This is a genomic window from Mycolicibacterium rutilum (assembly GCF_900108565.1).
GTDB classification, from domain to species: Bacteria; Actinomycetota; Actinomycetes; order Mycobacteriales; family Mycobacteriaceae; genus Mycobacterium; species Mycobacterium rutilum.
In genome coordinates this window covers 1810516-1830807 of sequence record NZ_LT629971.1, presented here as the reverse complement: position 1 = coordinate 1830807, position 20292 = coordinate 1810516, and the positions used below count along the sequence as shown (strand labels likewise).

Below are 20292 nucleotides of genomic sequence, written 5' to 3'. Positions count from 1 at the left end.
ACGCCCACCACTCGCTAAGTTGTGGGCATGTCCGCTGGCAGGTTTGCCCCCAGCCCGTCGGCCGACCTTCACATCGGCAATCTGCGCACCGCGGTGTTGGCGTGGCTGTTCGCACGCTCGACGGGCCGGCGGTTCCTGCTGCGCGTCGACGACCTCGACGATCGCACATTCACCGAGATCGGTCACCGTCAGGTCGCCGACCTCGAGGCGATCGGATTGACGTGGGACGCCGAACCCGAGTGGCAGTCACAGCACCCGGACCGCTACTCGGCCGCCATCGAGCAACTGTCACAGGCCGGTCTGCTATACGAATGCTATTGCAGCCGAAAGGATATCGCGCAGGCCCCGCGCGCACCGCACGCACCGCAGGGCGCGTACCCGGGCACCTGCCGCGACCTGACCGACGATCAACGCCAGGTGCGCCGCGCCGAGACCGGACGGCCTCCTGCGCTGCGGTTGCGCACCGACGTCATCACCTACACCGTGCGCGATCTGCTGCACGGTGACTACACCGGCATCGTCGACGACTTCGTGGTGCGCCGCGGCGACGGTGTGCCCGCCTACAACCTCGCCGTCGTCGTCGACGATGCGGCCCAGGGTGTCGACCAGGTCGTGCGCGGGGACGATCTGCTGCCGTCGTCCCCGCGCCAGGCGTACCTCGCGCGGATGCTCGGACACGCGGAGCCGACGTACGCGCACGTCGCGCTGGTGCTCAACGAGGACGGCGCGCGGCTGGCCAAGCGCGACGGCGCTGTGACGCTCGCCGAGATCGGGGTGTCGCGGGCGCTCGAGCAGATCAGCGCGTCGCTGGGATGGCGCGCCACCGACGTCGACGGCATGCTGGCCGAGTTCGATCCCGCGCTGCTGCCGCGTCAGCCGTGGATTTATCAGCCCCACTGAGCGGAATGCTTCCCCGAACCCGGCGTTTCGAGTAGTTTCCGCCGGTGCGCCGAAACCTCCTGCCCGTTCTTCTTCTGCTCGCGGCGGTGATCCTTGGGGCCGCCGGTTGCGGCTCCCCGGAAAACGCCGGCACCGACCCGATCAAGGCGGCGGGGGTGCTGCGGGTGGGCACCGAGGGGGTGTATCCGCCGTACTCCTTCCACGACGCCGGCCAGGGCGGCCAACTCGCCGGCTACGACGTCGACGTCGCGCGGGCCGTCGCCGACAAGTTGGGCGTCCGCGTCGAGTTCGTCGAGACGTCGTGGGACTCCATCTTCGCGGCGCTGGAGGCCGACCGGTTCGACATCGTGGCCAACGAAGTCACGATCACCGACGAGCGCAAAGCGAAATACGATCTCTCCGCGCCGTATTCGATCGCCGAGGGGGTGATCGTCACCCGCGCCGACGACAACTCGGTGACGTCCCTGGCTGACATCAAGGGCAAGCGCGCGGCGCAGAGCCCGACCAGCAACTGGGCGACCGTCGCGCGGGACGCGGGAGCGCAGATCGTGTCGGTCGACGGCTTCTCGCAGGCCATCAGCGTGCTCAACGACGGGCGCGTGGACGTCGTCGTCAACGACAGCCTGTCGGTGCTCGCGTATCAGGCCGAACACCCGGACGCGCCGATCAAGGTGGCAGGCACCACCGGTGAGCAGAGCGAGCAGGCGTTCGCCGCCCGCAAGGACAGCGGTTATCTGCCCGAGTTGAACAGGGCGCTCGAAGAACTGCGCGCCGACGGCACGCTGACCGAGATCTCCCGCAAGTACCTCGACATCGACCTGTCGCGGGCCGCGCCGCGCAGCACCTGGGAGTTGATCCTCGACAACCTCTGGCCGCTGGCCCGCGCGGCGATCACCATGACGATTCCGCTGACCATCATCAGCTTCGCGATCGGCCTGGTGATCGCGTTGGTGGTGGCGTTGGCGCGGCTGTCGTCGAACGCGGCGGTGTCCGGGCTGGCGCGGATCTACATCTCGCTGATCCGCGGCACCCCGCTGCTGGTCCAGCTGTTCCTGGTGTTCTTCGCGCTGCCGCAGATCGGTGTGCGCATCGACCCGTTCCCCGCCGCGATCATCGCGTTCAGCCTGAACGTCGGCGGCTACGCGGCCGAGATCATCCGCTCGGCGATCCAGTCCATTCCGAAGGGACAGTGGGAGGCGGCCGAGACCATCGGCCTGAATTACGTTGCCACGCTTCGCCGCATCATCTTGCCGCAGGCCACCCGGGTGGCTGTGCCGCCGCTGTCGAACACGTTGATCTCGCTGGTGAAGGACACCTCGCTGGCGTCGACGATCCTGGTGACCGAGCTGTTCCGGACGGCGCAGAACGTGGCGGCGCCGACGTTCGAGTTCTTCGCGCTGTACGGCACCGCGGCGCTGTACTACTGGATCATCTGCCTGGCGCTCTCGTTCGGCCAGAACCGATTCGAACGTCGACTGGAAAGGTATGTGGCCCGATGAGCGAGTACCGCGTCAAGGCCGAGAACGTCCAGAAGGCGTTCGGCGCCAACAAAGTTCTCAAGGATGTCTCGTTCGACGTCCTACAGGGTTCGGTGACCACGATCATCGGGCCGTCCGGGTCGGGCAAGACGACGCTGCTGCGGGCGCTCAACGCGCTCGACGTGCCCGACGCCGGGGTGATCCGCGTCGGCGACGTCGAGATCGACTTCAGCGCACCGGTGTCGAAGGACACGCTGCGGCAGTACCGCGCGCAGAGCGGGTTTGTGTTCCAGAGCCACAACCTGTTCCCGCACAAGACGGTGCTGCAGAACGTCACCGAGGGTCCGGTCGTCGCGCAGCGCAAGCCGCGGCAGGATGCCGAGGCCGAGGCGGTCGAGCTGCTCGAGAAGGTCGGGCTGGCCGACAAGAAAGACCAGTACCCGTTCCAGCTGTCCGGGGGACAGCAGCAGCGGGTGGGGATCGCCCGCGCGCTGGCACTCAGACCGAAGGTGGTGCTGTTCGACGAGCCGACCTCGGCGCTGGATCCCGAACTGGTCGGTGAGGTCCTCAGTGTCATCCGGGATCTCGCGGTCGAGGGCTGGACGCTGGTGATCGTCACGCACGAGATCCAGTTCGCCAGGCAGGTTTCCGATCAGGTGCTGTTCACCGACGGCGGCGTGATCCTGGAGAAGGGGCCACCCGCCGAGGTGATCGGCAATCCGAAGGAGGAGCGCACGCGGCAGTTCCTCGACCGGATCCTCAATCCGCTGTAGCCAGGATCTCGTCGCGGAACTGCGGGTGCGCGATCGCGGCCAGCGCCTCGCGGCGTTCGCGCACGGTCCTGCCTTCCAGTTCGGCGGCGCCGTACTCGGTGATGATCACGTCGACGTGGTGCCGCGGCGTGGTGATCACCGCTCCCGCAGTGAAACTCGGCACGATGCGGGACCGGAGTTCGCCGTCCTTCTCGTACGTCGAGGGCAGGCAGATCAGCGACCGGTCGGACAGCTCGAGCCCGGCCCCGGCGACGAAGTCCTCGGCTCCGCCGATACCGCTGAACTGCTTGCCGTCGATGGTGTCGGCGACGACCTGGCCGTGCGCGTCGATCGCGAGCGCGCCGTTGATCGACACCATCCGGTGATTGGCGGCGATGATCTCCGGCGCGTTGACGATCTCGACGGGCAGGAACGCGACGTCGGTGTTGCCGTCGAGCCAGGCGTAGAGGTCGGCCGAGCCGAACGCGAACGTGGTGACGCTGACCCCGTCGTACATGCCCTTGCCGGTGTTGGAGACCTTGCCCGCGCGGTGCAGTCGCATGCAACCGTCGGTGAACATCTCGCTGTGCAGTCCGTAGCCGTCGCCGTCACCCTCGGCGAGCAGGGTCGCAATCTGGTTGGGAATGGCGCCGATTCCGGTCTGCAGCGTCGATCCCGGCGGAATGAACGTGACGGCGTGTTCGGCGATCGCCGTGTCGACGTCGCTCGGCGGTGCGTCGCCGCCGGGCAGGGCCAGCGGTGCGTCGTCGGACCGCACCAGGACGTCGATCTCGTCGACGTGCACGGCGTGCCGGTGCTCGCCGTGGCCATGGGTGCGCGGGAACGCCTCCGAGCATTCGACGATCAGCAGGCGGTCGGGATCCGCGCCGGCACGGTGTAGTTCGTCGATGGTGCCGCCGGCGTGCAGGGACAGTGAACAGAAGCCGTCCGCGTCGGGTGGTGTCGCGACGGTCGTCATCACCCGCGGGCACTGCCGCTGCAGCAGCGGCCCGAAGCGGCGGAAATCGGCGGGGGTGAACTCGATGTCGGCGCCTGCGTCGAGCAGCGCCCGCTCGAGCGGGCCGAAGAAGCCGGACAGGTAGTGCACGTTCGGGCGGGTGAACAACTCGGTGCCGACGGCGAGCAGTGCGCCGTAGACCCGCAGGTTCGTCCAGTCGGTGCGCTCGCCGAGTGCCCGCAGCAGCGCCGGTGGTTGGCCCGGTCCCAGCGGGATGCCCAGCGTGTCGTCGGCGGTGAGCCGCGCGGCGGCCTGTTCGGCGGTGAGCTCGATCGGCATGGCGGAAACCTACCGCGCTGACAGCTCCTTTCGGCCCCAGGGCGAGCCGTATTCGGTCAGCAGGTCCAGGAACGGGACCGCGTCAAACGCCTCGGCGCCCAGCACCCCGGCGCCGCTCCACGTCCCGCGCGCCAAAAGTTCCAGTGCCACAACGGGATTGATCGCGGTCTGCCACACCACACACTGGTGGCCGTACTCGGCCATCGACCATTCGTTGTCGACGACGTGGTACAGGTACGTCGAGCGCGGCGCGCCGTCCTTGCCGGTGCCGGTCACCCACAGCCCCGCGCAGGTCTTGCCGCGCATCTTCGGGCCGAGCGTCGCCGGGTTGGGCAGACAGGCCGCGACGACGTCACGCGGTGAGACCTCGACCGAACCGACCTTCACCTTCTCGGTGCGGTCGAGACCCAGCTTGTGCAGCGTCTTGAGCACGTCGATGAACTCTTCGCCGAGGCCGTACTTGAACGTCGCGCGTTTGCACTTCACCCAGCGCGGCATCAGCAGCACCTCTTCGTGCTCGACGTTCACGCACTCGACCGGTCCGATGCCCTCGGGAAAGTCGAAAACTTCTGGCTCGCTGAAGGGTTCGGTGGTGTACCAGCCGCGGTCGGCCTCCCAGATCACCGGCGGGTTGAGGCATTCCTCGATCGTGGTCCAGATCGAGAACGACGGCGCGAACTCGTAACCCTCGACGGTCAGGTTCGACCCGTCGCGGGTCCCCAGTTCGTCGATGTCGGAGAACAGATGGTCGGCGGCGTAGCGGGCGAACACGTCCGAGAGCCCGGGCTCCACGCCGATGCCGACCAGCGCGAGCCGGCCCGCCGCGCGCCACTTGTCCTCGGCGGCGAACTGCTCGTCGCCGAGTTTCACGCCGGGCAACGCGTAGGGCTGGTCGGGATGGCGCTGCGACAGGCTCATCGCCATGTCGAGGTAGTCCGCGCCGCCAGCCAGCGCACCGTCGAAGATCGGCATCACGAAGCGGGGGTCGACGGCGTTCGTCACGTGGGTGATCTGGTGGCTGCGGACCAGTTCGGCGACCGCGTCCGCCGACCCCGCGTCGACCTGCGCGGCGACGAAGCGCGCGTCCCCGACGGCGTCAGCCGCCTGCCGGGCCCGGCCCTCGTCGTAGTCGGCGACGACGAGCTTGTCGAAGAAGTCGCGGCGTTGGGCGATGGAGCAGAACGCTGCGCCGACCCCGCCGGCGCCCACCAGGAGGATTCGCATGCGCACAACCTACGCGATCGACGACGAATTCGGTGTCCAACCAGTCGCTGAGCGATTGATTGCGCACCGAAATCACTCGAAGGCGACGGAAAGCGCAGCCAGCCCGCGCAGGGTCAGGTTCGCCTTGTACGCCGGCTCGGCCGCCAGCCGCGCGGTCGGGAAGCGACTCGTGAGCTTCGACAACGCCACTGTGCCCTCGAGGCGGGCCAGCGGGGCGCCGAGGCAGAAGTGCGGTCCCTTGCCGAACCCCAGGTGCCGGATCGACGGCCGGTCCGGGTCGAACGAGTCGGGCCGCTCGACCGCGGCGGGGTCGTGGTTGGCCGCCGCGATCAGCAACGCCATCACGTCGCCTTTGGGCACCTCGACGCCGCCGACCATCATGTCGTCCTCGGCGATCCGGCTGACCAGTTGCACCGGCGGGTCGTAGCGCAGCGTCTCCTCGACGACGGCCGGCGCCCGCGACGTGTCGGTCGCCAGCGCCTTCCACTGCTCGGGCGCGCGCAACATGGCCAGCGCGGCGTTGGCGATCAGGTTGACCGTCGTCTCGTGCCCGGCGATCAGCAGCAGGTTGCACGTCGACACGATCTCGGGCTCGGTCAGCTGATCGCCCGACTCCTCGACCGAGATCAGCGCCGACATCAGGTCGTCGCCCGGGTCCGCGCGCCGCTTGGCGATCAGGTCGCGCAGGTATTCGCGCAGCCACACCCCCGCGGCCATCATCTGGTCGAAGCTCGCGGGCGCCTGCCCGGTGAACGTGAACACGGGATCCAGCGCCTGGGCCAGGATCGCCGACGCCCGGCCGAACTCGGGTTCGTCGGAGACCGGGACGCCGAGCAGCCGGCAGATCACCGCGACCGGCAGCGGGTAGGCCAGGTCGGCGACCAGATCCATCGACCCTTTGGCCTCCGCGGCGTCGAGCAACCCGTCCACCAGCGACTCGACCTCCGGCTCCAGTGCCCGGACCACCTTGGGCGCGAACGCCTTGCTGACCAGCCGGCGCAGCCGGGTGTGATCGGGCGGGTCGAGGAACAGGAAGCTCGGCGGCTCGGCATCCGACGAGTCCTGCGGAAACTGTTCGGCGAGCTCGGCGTACCGCCGTTGCGCGGCAGTCGATTTCGTGCGGTCCGACGCCGACGACGGATGGCGCAGCACCTCGTCGCAGTGCTCGGCGGACGAGAACACGACGAGGTTCATGTCCGGCAGCTGCAGCGGCCCGTGGGCGCGGATCTCGGCGTAGATGGGATACGGGTCGGCCCGCGTTGACGGGTCGAGCAGCCGCAGTAGCAGCGCCTGCGAGGCTTCCATCCCTCTATTGTGCAGACGTTGAGTAGTACCGGCCGAGCACGTCGTCGCGCAGTTCGTCGAACTCGCCCGCCTCGATGGCCGCGCGGATCCGGTCGACCAGCCGCACCACGAACCGCTCGTTGTGGATCGTGCACAGCGTCGCCGACAGGATCTCCTTGGTCTTGAACAGGTGGTGCAGATACGCGCGGGTGTAGTGCGCGCAGGTGTAGCAGTCGCAGCCGTCGTCGATCGGGGTGAAGTCGCGCCGGAACCGCGAGTTGGTGATGTTGAAGCGGCCGGTCGCCGAGTACACCGCGGCGTTGCGGGCGACCCGCGACGGCGACACGCAGTCGAACGTGTCGGCGCCCGCGGCCACCGCGGCGAACAGGTCGTCGGGTTCGCTGATGCCGAGCAGGTGCCGCGGCTTGTCGGCGGGCAGTTCCTCGCACACCCACCCGACGATGGTGGCGAGGTTCTGCTTCTCCAACGCACCGCCGATGCCGTAGCCGTCGAAACCCGCCCCGTCGTGTTCGATCGACACCAGACCGCGGGTCGCCTGTCGCCGCAGGTCCTCGTACTGTGCGCCCTGCACCACGCCGAACAGCGCCTGCTTGGGCCGGTCGGTCCGCTCGGCCTGCAGCCGGTGATGTTCGGCCAGGCAGCGCACCGCCCACTCGTGGGTGCGCTGCACCGAACGCTCCTGATAGCCGCGGGTGTTGACCAGCGTGGTCAGCTCGTCAAACGCGAAGATGATGTCGGCGCCCAGCTTGTTCTGGATCCCGATCGACACCTCGGGGGTGAACCGGTGCGTGGACCCGTCGAGGTGCGACCGGAACGTCACCCCGTCGTCGTCGACGCTGGCCAGCCGCTCCTTGCCTTCGGCGATGATGTCGTCGGCCTGCACCCGCTCGGTGTCCATGGCGAGCACCTTGCGGAAACCGGCGCCCAGCGACAGCACCTGGAACCCGCCGCTGTCGGTGAACGTCGGCCCGGGCCAGTTCATGAACGCGCCCAGCCCGCCCGCCTCCTCGACGATGTCGGGGCCGGGCTGCAGGTAGAGGTGGTAGGCGTTGGCCAGCAAGGCCTGCGCGCCAAGCTCTTTCATGGTCTCCGGCAGCACCGCCTTGACGGTCGCCTGGGTGCCGACAGGGATGAACGCCGGGGTGCGGATCTCGCCGTGCGGCGTGCGGATCACCCCGGTGCGGCCGAGGCGGCCGGGAAGTTCCGCGGCAACGCTGAAGAAAGGGTCGGCCACGCCGTAGATTCTGCACTGTGAAGATTCGGTGGGTCGCCTGCGTCGCGACCGTGCTGGTTCTCGCAGGCTGCTCGTCGTCCCCGCCGGACTACACGCCGCCCGCGGGTGAGCTGGTCGCAGGCACCGCGCAGGTGACGGTCAACGGCCGCGACGCCGGCGTCACCCAGGCGGTGCAGTGCAACACCACCGAGTGGCTGACCACGATCACCACCGGCGACCAGACCTCCGGCATCACCGCGATGCTGTCGAACAAGGACGAACTCGTCACCGAATCGGTGAGCATCAACAACGTCGGCGGCTTCACCGGTAGCTACACCGCCGACGTCGGCGGAACGGGCGGCGCCGCGCAGGTCGGCATGACCGGCAACACCTACGACATCTCCGGCACCGCCGACGGTTTCAACACCGACGCCCCGAGTTTCCGGGTGCCCGGCACGTTCGCGATCCGGGTGGCCTGCTGACGCCGGTTTCACCGAATTTGCTGTTCGCGGCGGGGCCGCACCCGATACTGCTGTAGATGATCCGATCTTGACGGGTCACGTCTACACGAAGGAGAACAGTGGTGAAGCGTGGTTTCCTGGTCGCCGTCGGCGGCGCTGCGATCGTGATCGCCGGTTTGTCCGGGTGTTCGTCGGACAACAAGTCCGAAACCTCCGGCGAGACCTCGACGGCCGCCGCGGCGGAAGGCAAGACCACCGTCACGATCGACGGGCAGGACCAGAGCGTCCAGGGCACCGTGGTGTGCAGCTCGGTGGGCGGCAACACCAACATCGCGATCGGCGACGCGACCACCGGCATCGGCGCCGTCGTCAGCTCTGGTGACGAGCCCACTGTGCAGTCCGTCGGCCTGGGCAACGTGAACGGCGTGACGCTCGCTTTCCAGGCCGGCACCGGCCAGGGCGACGCCAAGGCCGAGAAGGACGGCAACACCTACAAGATCACCGGCACCGCGACCGGTGTCGACATGGCCAACCCGCTGCAGCCGGTGAACAAGCCGTTCGAGATCGAGGTCAGCTGCCCGTAACCGCTCGCGACACGGCGGCGTCCCTGCGCGGGGCGCCGCCGTTGTTTGTTCGGGTCAGCCGGTGTAGCCGGCCGCGGACTGGCGCAGCTGCCAGATCTGCGCCGGGCACAGCTCGTTGACGGCCTGGTTGATCAGGTAGGCGCCCTGGTACTTGTCGGTGGTGTGGAAGTCGGCGGTCACCTCGTTGACGAGCTGTGAGTAGCCCATCTGTCCGGCCACCCGGGCGCAGATCGTGTTGCCGTATCCGATCGCCGCGTCGGCGTTGGGGAAGTTGTAGCCCGGCCGCACGTGCACGTTGACCAGATAGGCCACCGTGTCGGCCTGGGCCGCCGGCGCGGACACGACAGCGGCCGCACCGGCGGTGGCCGCGAGAGCAACGAGGGCACGCTTCATGGTTGAGAGCCTATTCCGTGCCCGCCGCCGGCGCGGGGCACATACGCTAACCGCATGAGGCTCATGGCTGCTGCTGCGCTCGCGTGCGGATTCGTCGCCGCTCCGATGGTCACCGCCGCGACCGCCCCCGCATCCCCCGGCTACTGCGACGGCGCGGACTGCGTGCCCTACGTCGACCGCTCGGCGGTCGAGGGCACGCACTGCACGCAGAACACCCGCTACAACTTCGGCATCGATGCGTCGGGAAACACGCTGGCGTGCAACTCGCGCAGCACCTGGATCGCCTCGGCGCCGCTGGTCGGCGTGCGCACCAACCGGCTGCCCTGCGGCGACGCCACCGGCGTCGCACAATCCCCCGACGGCGTCCCGCTCAGCTGCATCGACGGCGCGTGGACGCCGGACTACCGGGTGACGTTCTACGGCTGACGCCGCTCAGTAGGCACGGGTGTCCGGCCGACTGTGATGTACGCCTCGCTACCGATTCGAGATCGACGGACCACGCGTGAGATGCGTGAGGAATCGGCCGCTGCGGGGTACAACACCGGCGTGGTGATCGACGTGCGTCTGCGACCTGCAGACCCGCTGCGGATCGAGGTGCCGGCGCTCGCCGATCGACTGGCGCAGATCCGTCGCGGGCTCACCGCCTGGCTCGAATCGATCGGGGTGCCCGACGACGTCATCGCCGACGTCGTGCTGGCGGTCAACGAGGCGGCCACCAACTGCGTCGAACACGCCTACTTGAACAGCGAGCAGGGCGTGATGATGGTCGAAGCCTCGGTGGAGGGCGACCGGCTGGTGGTATGCGTCGTCGACCACGGCGCGTGGCGCACCCCCACCACGGAGCCGACCACCCGCGGCCGCGGGATCCTGATCATGCGGGCCGTCGGCGACGACGTCGACGTCGACAACTCGACGTCGGGCACCAAAGTGACGATGATCTTCGACGTCACCGAGGACCGCCCTCAGGAGTTGGGCAACCGGACCACCTGAACGAAGAACTCGTCGATCTGCCGGACCGCGTTCATGAACTGATCGAGATCGACCGGCTTGGTGACATACGCGTTGGCGTGCAGCTTGTAGCTGCGCAGGATGTCCTCCTCGGCCGACGAGGTCGTCAGCACCACAACCGGGATGTGGCTGAGCTCGGCGTCGGACTTGATCTGCTCCAACAGCTGCCTACCGTCGTATTTCGGCAGGTTCAGGTCGAGCAGGATCAGGTCGGGCCTCGGCGCGTCGGCGAACTTGCCGCGCCGGTACAGGAAGTCGAGCCCTTCCTCGCCGTCGTGCGCGACGTGCAGCGTGTTCTTGATCTTGTTGTGCTCGAACGCTTCTCGAGTGATCAACTCGTCACCCGGATCGTCCTCGACGAGCAGGACGTCGATTGCGCGACCCTCAAGTGTCATGCGGTTGATCCTTCCAGTTCGGCTGCGACGGGCTCGTCGGCAGCAACGGGGATGGTGAAGCGGAACCTGGTGCCGTCGGTGTAGGCGGTGTCGATCCAGATGCTGCCGCCGTGGTACTCCACGATCTTGCGGCACAGCGCCAGCCCGATTCCGGTTCCGGTGTAGGAGTCGCGACCGTGCAACCGCTGGAAGATCACGAACACCTTCTCGGCGAATTCGTCGGGGATGCCGATCCCGTTGTCGGTGACGGTGAACACCCAAGCGCCCGCGGCCGACTCCTCGCCGGTGGCACAGTCGATGACGATGCGCGGCGCGACACCCTGCTTGCGGAACTTCACGGCGTTGCCGATCAGGTTCTGCCACAACATGGTCATCAAGGTCGGATCGCCCTGCACCGACGGCAGCGGCTCGCCCGTGCGCACCACCTCGGCGCCGGACTCCTCGATCGCGGTGGACAGGTTGTCGATGGCGTCGTCGAGCACGGCGCCGAGGTCGACGTCGGCCTGCACCGAGTGCAGCCGGCCCACGCGGGAGAACGTCAGCAGGTCGTTGATCAACACCTGCATCCGCTTGGCGCCGTCGACGGCGAAGCGGATGTATTCGACGCCGCGCTCGTCGAGCTTGTCGCCGTACCGCTTCTCCAGCAGCTGGCAGAACGACGCCACCTTGCGCAGCGGCTCCTGCAGGTCGTGCGACGCGACATAGGCGAACTGTTCGAGTTCGGCGTTGGAGCGCTGAAGTTCCAGCGCCTGGTCGGCAAGCTCCGAGCGGGCCGTTCGCGCCGACTCGAGTTCGTCGACGATGCGTTGGCGCATGTCCTCGACGTCGGAGGCGATGGCCTGGATGTCGCGCGGTCCGTGCACGGAGATCTTCTCGTCGAAGCTGCCCTCGGTGATCTTGCGGCATGCCGCGGCCAGCGCCGCGAGGGGCCGGGTGACCACGCCGCGGACCAGCACCGCCAGGATGATCGCGGCGACGAAGAACGTCGCGACGATGCCGATCAGCACGCGGTCGCGCCACGCCTGAGTGTTCTCCAGTTCGTCGACGGCCCGCTGGCGGGCCACCCCGAGGTCGCTGTTCTGACGGTCGAAAAGTGCGCGCAGCGCGTCGAAGTCGGCCTTCCCGCGGTCGGCGGTGGCCTGGTCGATCACCCTCGGCGATCCCGGCGTCACCGACGCGATCAGCGGATCGGCGTAGTTCGTGCGCCACGCGGCGGCGGCCTGTTCGATCGCGTCGAGATCGGCAACCAGGTCTTCCCGGTCACCGATGCCCTCGCGAACCTGCTCGGCCGCGGCGCGTTCGGCTTGCTGACCCTCGTAGTACGGCTCGAGGAACTGTTCATCGGCGGCGATCGCGTAACCGCGGACCGCGGTCTCCTGGTCGCGCAGCGCCGCCTGCAGCTGGTAGGCCGCGACGCGGGCGGGCTGGATGTCGCCGGTCAGTTCGCGCGCCACGTCGTCGGTGCGGTTGAGCAGCAGCGCCCCGGCGATCGCACCGGCGAACACCACGACACCCATCACCGACAGGACCAGGTTCTGCCAAGCCTGGACCGTCAGGCGTGACCTCATACGGTCGCCGTCCGCTGCACCCGCACGACCGCGATGTCGTCGCTGATGCCGCCGACCGACTGCGCTCGCCGCTCGACGTCTTCGATCAGCGCGCTGACGAATTCGGCGGCGGGCAGGTGCGCATACGACCGGGCGACTTCGAGCAGGCCCTTCTCGCCGAGACGTTCGGTGCCGCGGCCGGACCGCCCTTCGAACAGGCCGTCGGTCAACAGCACCAGACCGTGGCCTTCGGGCAGGTCGTAGACGTTGAGCGGCCACTCCTTGCCGTAGAGGCCGAGGGCCGGGCCGGACGCGGGTTCGATCCAGTCCACCGTGCCCGGGCCGTGCAGCAGCATGCCGGGGTGGCCTGCGGAAACCACGTTGAAGCTGAGGGTGTCCGGTGACATCGCGACGCTGATCACGGTCGCGAAGATGCTCGAACCGGGCCGTTCGGTGCTCAGGATCCGTTCGAGCTGGCGCATGCGCTCGTTGCCGCGCAGGCCGGCGAATGTCAGTGCGCGCCAACCGATCCGCAGCGCCACCCCGAGCGCGGCCTCGTCCGGGCCGTGGCCGGCGACGTCGCCGACCATGACGTGCACGGTGCGGTCGGGCGTCTGGACGAAGTCGTAGAAGTCGCCGCCGAGCAGCGCGTGCTGGCGGCTCGGCCGGTACTCGGCGACGATGTCGACGCCCGGCTGGTCCAGCAGCAGCGGTGAGGGCAGCAGGCCGCGTTCGAGGCGGGCGTTCTCCCGCGCCCGCAGTTCGCTGGCGTGCAGTTCGACCGACGTGAGTTCGGCGCGTTTGCGTTCCACGGCGTACAGCAGCGCCCGGCGCAGCGTCTCGGGTTCGACGCGGCCCTTCACGAGATAGTCCTGGGCGCCCGCGGCGACTGCGGAGATGCCGAAGTGCTCGTCGTTGAGGCCGGTCAGCACGACGATGGGCATCGTGATGTCGCGCCGGGCCACCCGGTCGAGGGCCTTGATGCCCTCGGCATCGGGCAGGTTCAGGTCGAGCAGCACGCAGTCGGGCCGCGACATGTCCAGGTGCTGTTCGGCGTCCTCCATCGTCGGCGCCCACACCACCTGGATGTCGCCGTCGGCATCGGCGATCAGTTCTTCGACCAGGATCGCGTCGCCGCGGTCGTCTTCGACCAGCAAGACATTGAACGGGCGCAGCAGTCCCCCACCGCCGCCGGCAGCGGCGGGCCCCTGGTCATAGAGCGCGCGCATGTGCAACCAATTCTCTCGGTTTGGTCACCGCGGTCGCCTGGACCTCTGCTTTAGTGACGAACTGACAATATCGTCCCGACACGTTGCAGCGCCGGACACCGGGTATCTGGTCGGCAACATTACCGACAGACCCTGTATCCGGCGCTGTCACGGCGGTTGTGGCGGTGGCGGAGGGATTTGAACCCTCGGACGGGGGTTACCCGTCACACGCTTTCGAGGCGTGCTCCTTAGGCCGCTCGGACACGCCACCGTGTGGCAGCTTACTAGGCGAGTGCCCGTCTACTCCAATCGCTGTCTGGCGAAGAACTCCTCCAGCGGTGCTGCGCATTCGGCGGCCAGCACGCCGCCGCGCACCTCGGCCCGATGCGTGAGCCGGCGGTCGCGCACCACATCCCACAGCGAGCCGACCGCCCCGGTCTTGGGTTCCCACGCCCCGAACACCACCCGCGCGACCCGCGCCATCACCAGCGCGCCCGCGCACATCGTGCAGGGTTCGACGGTGACGGCCAACGTGGCGCCGGCCAGCCGCCAGCCGTCGCCGAGCCGCGCGGCCGCAGCCCGGATCGCCAGAATCTCGGCGTGCGCGGTCGGATCGCCGAGTTCTTCGCGCCGATTGGCCGCCCGCGCCAACTCGGTTCCGTCGGCGGCCACCACGACCGCCCCGATCGGCACGTCGCGGGGTCCCGCCGCGCGCGCCGCCGCCAGCGCGGCCCGGATCAGCGCTTCGTCCTGGGTGTCGGTCACCGACCCAAGCGCTCGATGACCGCCGCCAACTCGTCGGCGAAACCCATCTCGCACGCGATGCGGCCCAACTGCTCGTCGGCATAGAGATCGGACTCGTCGAGGATGACTCCGAGGACGGCTTCGGGCAGCCCGATGTCACTCAGGAGCCCGAGATCGCCTTCCTCGAACGGGTCGGCGTCCTCGAGTTCGTCGGCCTCGATGTCGGCGTCGAGCTTTTCGAGGGCCTCGGCGGCGATGTCGTAGTCCAGCGCGGCGGTGGCGTCCGACAGCAGCAGCCGCGTGCCCGCCGGCGCCGGCCGCACGATCACGAAGAACTCGTCGTCGATGTCGAGCAGCCCGAACACCGCGCCCGCGCTGCGGATCTCGCGGAGCTCCGTCTCGGCGGCGGTCAGGCTGTTCAGCGCCGCGCGTCGCAGGGGTGCGCACCGCCACTTGCCGTCCTCTCGGACAACGGCGACACCGAAGCCGTCGAGGGTGTCGGCGGACTGCTCTTTCGCCGAGGCACGCTCTGCTCCCATGTCGGCTTACGGTAGTCGCCGACCAGGTACTTGACCAGGCATCGACACCGGAGCTGACGTCGGCCTTCACACCTGACAGTCAGCTGGATGTGCCAACCTTGAGCGGTGACGAACACTCCGGTCTGCGTGCTCGGCCTCGGCCTCATCGGCGGCTCGCTGATGCGTGCGGCCGCCGGCGCCGGACGCGAGGTCTTCGGCTACAACCGGTCGCTGGAGGCCGTGCAGGCCGCGCGGGCCGACGGGTTCGACACCACCGAGGACCTCGACGCGGTGCTGCGCCGGGCGGCGGAAGGTAACGCGCTGATCGTGCTGGCCGTGCCGGTGCCTGCGCTGGGCCGGCTGCTCGCCCACATCCGGGACGTCGCGTCGGGTTGTCCGCTGACCGACGTGACCAGCGTGAAGGGCGCGGTGCTGGACGAGGTCCGGGCGGTCGGCCTGCTCGACCGGTTCGTCGGAGGTCATCCGATGGCCGGCACCGCGCATTCGGGGTGGGCCGCCGGCACCGCCGAACTGTTCGTCGGCGCGCCGTGGGTGGTCAGCGTCGACGACCACGTCGACCCCGAGGTGTGGGCGCTGGTGATGAACCTCGCGCTGGACTGCGGAGCGGTCGTCGTCCCCGCCCGCTCTGAGGAACACGACGCGGCGGCGGCGACGATCTCGCACCTGCCGCACCTGCTGGCCGAGGCGCTGGCCGCGACCGCGGGCGAGGTGCCGCTGGCGTTCGCGCTCGCGGCCGGGTCCTTCCGGGACGGCACCCGGGTGGCCGCCACCGCACCCGACCTGGTGCGCGCGATGTGCGAGGCCAACGCCACGCACCTGCTGACCGCGCTGGACCGGACCCTGAACCTGCTCAACCACGCGCGCGATGCGCTGTCGCAGGACAAGCCGCTGACCGATCTCGTCGACCTCGGGCATGCCGCGCGTATCCGCTACGACAGCTTCCCCCGCCCGGAGATCGTCACCACGGTCATCGGGGAGGACCGGTGGCGCGAGGAGCTCGCGGCGGCGGGTCGGTCGGGTGGGGTGATCAGATCCGCTCTGCGAGTCCGGGGTAGTCGAGGATGAACCCGTCGGAGTCGACGGTGATGGTGGTCTCGGCGACCGGCGAGTGCAGCTTGATCCCGTCCTCGGCGCTGCTGTAGCTGATCACCGCGGTCTCCACCGACAGCTCCGGCAGCCGCACGTAGACCACCGGGCAGCTGAACGAATCCGACCGCTCATAGAGCCCGGTGCGCCTGATCGGCAGCGCGTTGAAGAACGGGCTGAAGATCACGTCGACGTCGAGGGCGCCGTCGAACGCGGCGCGACTGGTCTCGCCGGTGTGCTGCTGCACCAGCCACATGTTCTCTTCGTCGCGGGCGATCGACAGCTGCCGTTCCCGCTCGGCGAGCGTGACGGTCATCGACAGCCGCTTGGTGCCGCCGGCCTCATCGGTCACCAGATCGTAGGAAGCCGAGAACGCCGGGTGCGACGACGTCGCGGCAGCCACGATCCGGCCGTACGCCTTGATGCGGTTACCCGCCACGTGCACGCGCACCGATTCCATCCGCGGGATGTCGTGCGCCTGCCAGGTCAGGATCGCCGGCCAGGTTCTCTCGGAGCCGCCTGCTTCACTCACCCCTATACCGTATGCGAAGGTCCCCTCCGTTCGTAACGCGCTTCCCGGGTGGGATCAAGAGCACCTCAGGGCGGCCCGTGTGATGTTGCGCGCGGCCGGGATTCGACGGCGACTTCGTCACCGAGGAACGGCTGCGGCAACCGCTGGCGCCTGAGCCGGCCCGTGCCGGGCACCGACGCCCACACCGCGAACGCGAGCACGGCGTCGAGCAGCAGCGCCAGCGCCGTCACCATCAGGGCGCCGACCAACGCCAGGTGGAACTCGCGCACCTTGATGCCGTCGATCAGATACCGGCCGAGGCCGCCGAGGCTTGCGTAGGCCGCCACCGTCGCGGTCGCCACGATCTGCAGCACCGCGGTGCGCAGGCCGCCGATGATCAGCGGCATCGCGATGGGCGTCTCCACCCGCAGCAGGATGCGCCGCTCGGTCATGCCCATCGAGCGGGCGGCGTCGACGACCGCGGGGTCAACGTTGGCGATGCCGGCGTAGGTGCCTGCCAGCAGCGGCGGGATGCCGAGCAGCATCAGCGCGACGGTCGGCGGCACCAGCCCGAGTCCCCACAGCAGCACGCCGAGCAGCAGCACGCCGAGGGTCGGCAGTGCGCGCAGCGCGTTGACCCCGGTGACGACGAGGAAGGTGCCGCGGCCGGTGTGCCCGATCAGCATGCCGACCGGGATCGCGATCAGCGCGGAGAACACCGCGGCGATCACGGTGTACTGCAGATGCTCGAGGATGCGTGCGGTCAGACCGGCCGGGCCGCCCCAGTTCTCGGCGGTGAAGATGAAGGCCAGCGCCTGCTGCAGGAAGCTCATCGGGCTCATCCGGTCACCGCCTTGCGTCTGCCGGACGGCCGCGCGGCGCGGGTCCACGGTGTCAGCGCCCGGCCCGCGAGCATGATCAGGGTGTCGATGACGATCGCGAGCACGAAGATCGCGATGATGCCCGCGATGATCTGATCGCTCTTGTTGGCCTGGTAGCCCTCGGTGAACCAGGTGCCGAGCCCGCCGATGCCGATCACCGAACCCACCGACACCATCGAGATGTTGGTCACCGCGACGACGCGCAGGCTGGCGATGAGCACCGGAACAGCCAGCGGCAGCTCAACTTTGAGCATCCGGGTGAGCGGCCGGTAGCCGACCGCGGTGGCCGCGTCGAGCACCGTCGGCGACACCGCGTCCAACGCCTCGGGCACGGCGCGCACCAGCAGCGCGACCGTGTACAGGGTCAGCGCGACGATCACGTTGGCCTCGTCGAGGATGCGCGTCGGGATGAGCAGCGGGAGCACGACGAACAAGGCCAGCGACGGGATCGTGAAAATGATGCTCGCGGTGATGGTCGTCAGCCGGCGCACGGTGGTGGTGCGCTGCACCAGCGCCCCCACCGGAACGGCGATCAGCAGGCCCAGCACGATCGGGATCAGCGACAGCCGCAGATGGATCAGCGTCAGCGCCCACAGGTCGTCGAGGTGGGTGAACAGGTAGCGCACGCGCTAACCCAACTCCGGCACACGGCGCTGGCGTTCGAGGATGGCGAGCACGTCCTCGGCGCGTACCCCGCCGGCCAGGCGCCCGTCCTCGTCGACCGCGACACCCAGCCCGCTCGGCGACGACAGCGCGGCGTCGAGCGCGTTGCGCAGCGTGCCGTCGGGCCGGAACAGCGATCCGCCGCCGATCGTGCTGTCGTACAGCGAGCCGCCCTTGCGGTGCACGTCCACGCCCGCGGCGTTGATCCAGGCGTACGGCCGCCCGTCCTTGGTCACCAGCCGCCAGTCACCCGGATCCAATTGCAGTGCGTCGACCTCGTTTTCGTCGACCCCCCGGATCTCGTGCAGCGGCAGCCCCGTCGCGTGAAAGAACTGCAGGCCGCGGTACCCGCGGTCGGCGCCGACGAAGCCGGCCACCATCTCGTTGGCCGGGTTTGACAACACGAACGACGGTTCGGCGTACTGCTGCAGCACGCCGCCGCGGCCGAACACCGCGACCTTGTCACCGAGCTTGACCGCCTCGTCGATGTCGTGGGTGACGAACACGATGGTCTTGCGCAGTTCGCCCTGCAGCCGCACGATCTCGGCCTGCAGTTCCTCGCGCACCACCGGGTCGACCGCGCTGAACGGTTCGTCCATCAGCAGGATCGGCGGGTCGGCGGCCAACGCCCGCGCGACGCCGACACGCTGCTGCTGACCACCGGACAGCTGGGCCGGGTAGCGGTTGCCGAGGGACGGGTCCAGCCCGACCCGTTCCATCACCTCGAGCGCGGATTTGCGTGCGCTGCGGCGGGATTCGCCGCGTAACACGGGCACGGTGGCGACGTTGTCGACGACCCGCAGGTGCGGCATGAGCCCGGCGCTCTGGATGACGTAACCGATACCGAGGCGCAGTTTGACCGGGTCGACCTTCGTGACATCGTCGCCGTTGACGGTCAAGGTGCCCGAGGTGGGCTCGATCATCCGGTTGATCATCCGCATCGAGGTGGTCTTGCCGCAGCCCGACGGGCCGACGAACGCGGTCAGCGTGCCTTCGGGCACCTCGAGGGTCAGGTCGTCGACGGCCACCGTGCCGTCGGGGTACCGCTTGGTGACGTTCTGGAATGTAATCACTTCTGCGCCACCGGCTGGTCGAAACCGTTGTCGGTGATCCACTTTCGCGCCGCCTCGTCCGGGTCGACGCCGCGGTTGCCCTCGACCGACGTGTTGAGTTCGATCAGCGCCTCGGTGGTCATCTTCGCGCTCACCGCGTCGAGCACGGTCTTGAGATCGGTGGACATCTTCTGCGACGCCACCAGCGGGACGACGTTGGCGGCCAGGAACACGTTCTCCGGGTCCTCCAGGACGACCAGCCGGCTCTGCTCGATCGCGGGTGAGGTGCTGAAGATGTTCGCGGCGGTGACCGTGCCGCCGGTGAGCGCCTGCACGGTCGCGGGCCCGCCGCCGTCGCTGATCGCGACGAAGTTCGCCGGTGCGATCTCCAGGCCGTACTTGTCCTTCAGACCGACCAGGCCGGTCACCCGCGTCGCAAACTCCGACGGCCCACCGACTTTCACCTCCGGCGAGTGCGCGGCCAGATCGGCGATGGTCTTGAGGTTCCACCGCTGCGCGGTGGCCTCGCTGACGGCGAGGGTGTCCTTGTCCTCGGCGGGCGACGGATACAGGATCGACAGGTCGCCGGGCAGCGCCTTGAGCAGCGCGATCAGCACGGCGTCCGGCGTCGTCGCGGTGGCCTCGGGGTCGAAGTACTGCAGCAGGTTGCCGGTGTATTCCGGGATGAGGTCGATGGAGTGGTCCTGCACCGCGGGTATGTAGGTCTCGCGGCTGCCGATGCCGAACTGGCGGCGCACCGTGAAGCCGTTGGCTTCCAGCGCCTGGGCGTAGATCTCGGCGATGATCTTGGACTCGGTGAAGTCGGCGGAGCCGACCGCGATGATCTTCAGGTCGCCGGAGATCTCGCCGCCGCCGAGCGGATTGGAACTGCCGCAGCCTGCGGCGATGAGGGCTACGAGGAGGACCAGCGCCGCGACTACAGAGGCGGGCCGACGGTGCGCCGGCCTCGCCGTGGGGGGCGTCATGATCTCGACATTATCGAGATCATCGCTGCTCCGCGCGGCTTTGTCTCAGCATGAGTTCGCGGCTC

General features: G+C 68.8%; 23 protein-coding genes and 1 tRNA gene. 8 read left to right on the top strand and 16 right to left on the bottom strand.

Annotated features, from left to right (window positions below; genetic code table 11):
- Positions 1-27: 27 nt before the first annotated feature.
- The 3 genes from gluQRS to BLW81_RS08845 are packed head-to-tail and all read left to right on the top strand — an operon-like array spanning position 28 to position 3151.
- Positions 28-900: a tRNA glutamyl-Q(34) synthetase GluQRS gene (gluQRS, locus tag BLW81_RS08855; RefSeq protein WP_083406840.1), complete on the top strand. Its 873-nt coding sequence runs from the start codon at positions 28-30 to the stop codon at positions 898-900.
- Between the two features lie 44 nt (positions 901-944).
- Entirely contained in the window at positions 945-2399 is a 1455-nt protein-coding gene (locus BLW81_RS08850) for an ABC transporter permease subunit (protein WP_083406839.1), read from the top strand.
- Positions 2396-3151, top strand: coding sequence for an amino acid ABC transporter ATP-binding protein (locus BLW81_RS08845; protein ID WP_083406838.1), 756 nt, complete (start codon positions 2396-2398; stop codon positions 3149-3151). Before BLW81_RS08850 ends, BLW81_RS08845 begins: the two co-directional genes overlap by 4 nt.
- On the opposite strand, the gene BLW81_RS08840 is transcribed toward BLW81_RS08845, so the two are convergent.
- From BLW81_RS08840 to tgt, 4 genes are all read right to left on the bottom strand, one after another.
- Complete coding sequence (locus BLW81_RS08840; protein ID WP_083406837.1) at positions 3138-4427, bottom strand: acetyl-CoA hydrolase/transferase family protein; 1290 nt, start codon at positions 4425-4427, stop codon at positions 3138-3140. The genes BLW81_RS08845 and BLW81_RS08840 overlap by 14 nt on opposite strands.
- Before the next feature lie 9 nt (positions 4428-4436).
- Positions 4437-5651, bottom strand: coding sequence for a saccharopine dehydrogenase family protein (locus BLW81_RS08835; protein ID WP_083406836.1), 1215 nt, complete (start codon positions 5649-5651; stop codon positions 4437-4439).
- 72 nt (positions 5652-5723) lie between these two features.
- Positions 5724-6956 carry a cytochrome P450 gene (locus BLW81_RS08830; RefSeq protein WP_083406835.1) on the bottom strand — a complete coding sequence of 411 codons (1233 nt, stop codon included), beginning with the start codon at positions 6954-6956 and terminating at the stop codon, positions 5724-5726.
- 4 nt (positions 6957-6960) lie between these two features.
- Positions 6961-8190: a tRNA guanosine(34) transglycosylase Tgt gene (gene tgt / locus BLW81_RS08825; RefSeq protein WP_083406834.1), complete on the bottom strand. Its 1230-nt coding sequence runs from the start codon at positions 8188-8190 to the stop codon at positions 6961-6963.
- Positions 8191-8207: 17 nt separating this feature from the next.
- Between tgt and BLW81_RS08820 the strand changes: the two genes are divergently transcribed.
- Both BLW81_RS08820 and BLW81_RS08815 read left to right on the top strand, forming a co-directional pair.
- Positions 8208-8651, top strand: a complete 444-nt coding sequence (locus tag BLW81_RS08820; RefSeq protein ID WP_083406833.1) for a lipoprotein LpqH — start codon at positions 8208-8210, stop codon at positions 8649-8651.
- Between the two features lie 101 nt (positions 8652-8752).
- Positions 8753-9214: a lipoprotein LpqH gene (locus BLW81_RS08815; protein ID WP_083410406.1), complete on the top strand. Its 462-nt coding sequence runs from the start codon at positions 8753-8755 to the stop codon at positions 9212-9214.
- Between the two features lie 54 nt (positions 9215-9268).
- On the opposite strand, the gene BLW81_RS08810 is transcribed toward BLW81_RS08815, so the two are convergent.
- A complete protein-coding gene (locus tag BLW81_RS08810; RefSeq protein WP_083406832.1) occupies positions 9269-9607 on the bottom strand; it encodes a DUF732 domain-containing protein in 339 nt (112 codons plus the stop codon).
- Between the two features lie 54 nt (positions 9608-9661).
- Between BLW81_RS08810 and BLW81_RS08805 the strand changes: the two genes are divergently transcribed.
- Positions 9662-10033 (top strand): hypothetical protein, encoded by a 372-nt coding sequence (locus BLW81_RS08805; protein WP_083406831.1) that lies wholly within the window; start codon positions 9662-9664, stop codon positions 10031-10033.
- Positions 10034-10114: 81 nt separating this feature from the next.
- A complete protein-coding gene (locus tag BLW81_RS08800) occupies positions 10115-10597 on the top strand; it encodes an ATP-binding protein (RefSeq protein WP_157897631.1) in 483 nt (160 codons plus the stop codon).
- On the opposite strand, the gene BLW81_RS08795 is transcribed toward BLW81_RS08800, so the two are convergent.
- From BLW81_RS08795 to BLW81_RS08770, 6 genes are all read right to left on the bottom strand, one after another.
- A complete protein-coding gene (locus tag BLW81_RS08795) occupies positions 10570-11010 on the bottom strand; it encodes a response regulator (protein WP_083406830.1) in 441 nt (146 codons plus the stop codon). The two genes, BLW81_RS08800 and BLW81_RS08795, sit on opposite strands and share 28 nt — an antisense overlap.
- A complete protein-coding gene (locus BLW81_RS08790) occupies positions 11007-12578 on the bottom strand; it encodes a sensor histidine kinase (RefSeq protein ID WP_083406829.1) in 1572 nt (523 codons plus the stop codon). Before BLW81_RS08790 ends, BLW81_RS08795 begins: the two co-directional genes overlap by 4 nt.
- On the bottom strand, positions 12575-13786 hold the full coding sequence (locus BLW81_RS08785) for a PP2C family protein-serine/threonine phosphatase (protein WP_083406828.1): 1212 nt from the start codon (positions 13784-13786) through the stop codon (positions 12575-12577). Before BLW81_RS08785 ends, BLW81_RS08790 begins: the two co-directional genes overlap by 4 nt.
- Positions 13787-13945: 159 nt before the next feature.
- Positions 13946-14036: transfer RNA gene (locus BLW81_RS08780), tRNA-Ser, on the bottom strand.
- A gap of 29 nt (positions 14037-14065) precedes the next feature.
- Positions 14066-14530 (bottom strand): nucleoside deaminase, encoded by a 465-nt coding sequence (locus BLW81_RS08775; protein ID WP_083406827.1) that lies wholly within the window; start codon positions 14528-14530, stop codon positions 14066-14068.
- Positions 14527-15048, bottom strand: coding sequence for a tRNA adenosine deaminase-associated protein (locus BLW81_RS08770; RefSeq protein WP_083406826.1), 522 nt, complete (start codon positions 15046-15048; stop codon positions 14527-14529). The genes BLW81_RS08775 and BLW81_RS08770 overlap by 4 nt, the downstream gene beginning before the upstream one ends.
- Positions 15049-15153: 105 nt before the next feature.
- Between BLW81_RS08770 and BLW81_RS08765 the strand changes: the two genes are divergently transcribed.
- Positions 15154-16113: a prephenate dehydrogenase gene (locus tag BLW81_RS08765; RefSeq protein ID WP_173839585.1), complete on the top strand. Its 960-nt coding sequence runs from the start codon at positions 15154-15156 to the stop codon at positions 16111-16113.
- On the opposite strand, the gene BLW81_RS08760 is transcribed toward BLW81_RS08765, so the two are convergent.
- The 5 genes from BLW81_RS08760 to BLW81_RS08740 form a co-directional block, all read right to left on the bottom strand.
- On the bottom strand, positions 16076-16666 hold the full coding sequence (locus BLW81_RS08760; RefSeq protein WP_083406825.1) for a putative glycolipid-binding domain-containing protein: 591 nt from the start codon (positions 16664-16666) through the stop codon (positions 16076-16078). The genes BLW81_RS08765 and BLW81_RS08760 overlap by 38 nt on opposite strands.
- Before the next feature lie 65 nt (positions 16667-16731).
- Positions 16732-17478 carry an ABC transporter permease gene (locus BLW81_RS08755; protein ID WP_083410404.1) on the bottom strand — a complete coding sequence of 249 codons (747 nt, stop codon included), beginning with the start codon at positions 17476-17478 and terminating at the stop codon, positions 16732-16734.
- 5 nt (positions 17479-17483) lie between these two features.
- Positions 17484-18152, bottom strand: a complete 669-nt coding sequence (locus BLW81_RS08750) for an ABC transporter permease (protein WP_083406824.1) — start codon at positions 18150-18152, stop codon at positions 17484-17486.
- A gap of 3 nt (positions 18153-18155) precedes the next feature.
- A complete protein-coding gene (locus BLW81_RS08745; RefSeq protein WP_083406823.1) occupies positions 18156-19262 on the bottom strand; it encodes an ABC transporter ATP-binding protein in 1107 nt (368 codons plus the stop codon).
- Positions 19259-20227 (bottom strand): ABC transporter substrate-binding protein, encoded by a 969-nt coding sequence (locus BLW81_RS08740; protein ID WP_083406822.1) that lies wholly within the window; start codon positions 20225-20227, stop codon positions 19259-19261. The genes BLW81_RS08745 and BLW81_RS08740 overlap by 4 nt, the downstream gene beginning before the upstream one ends.
- Positions 20228-20292 lie beyond the last annotated feature (65 nt).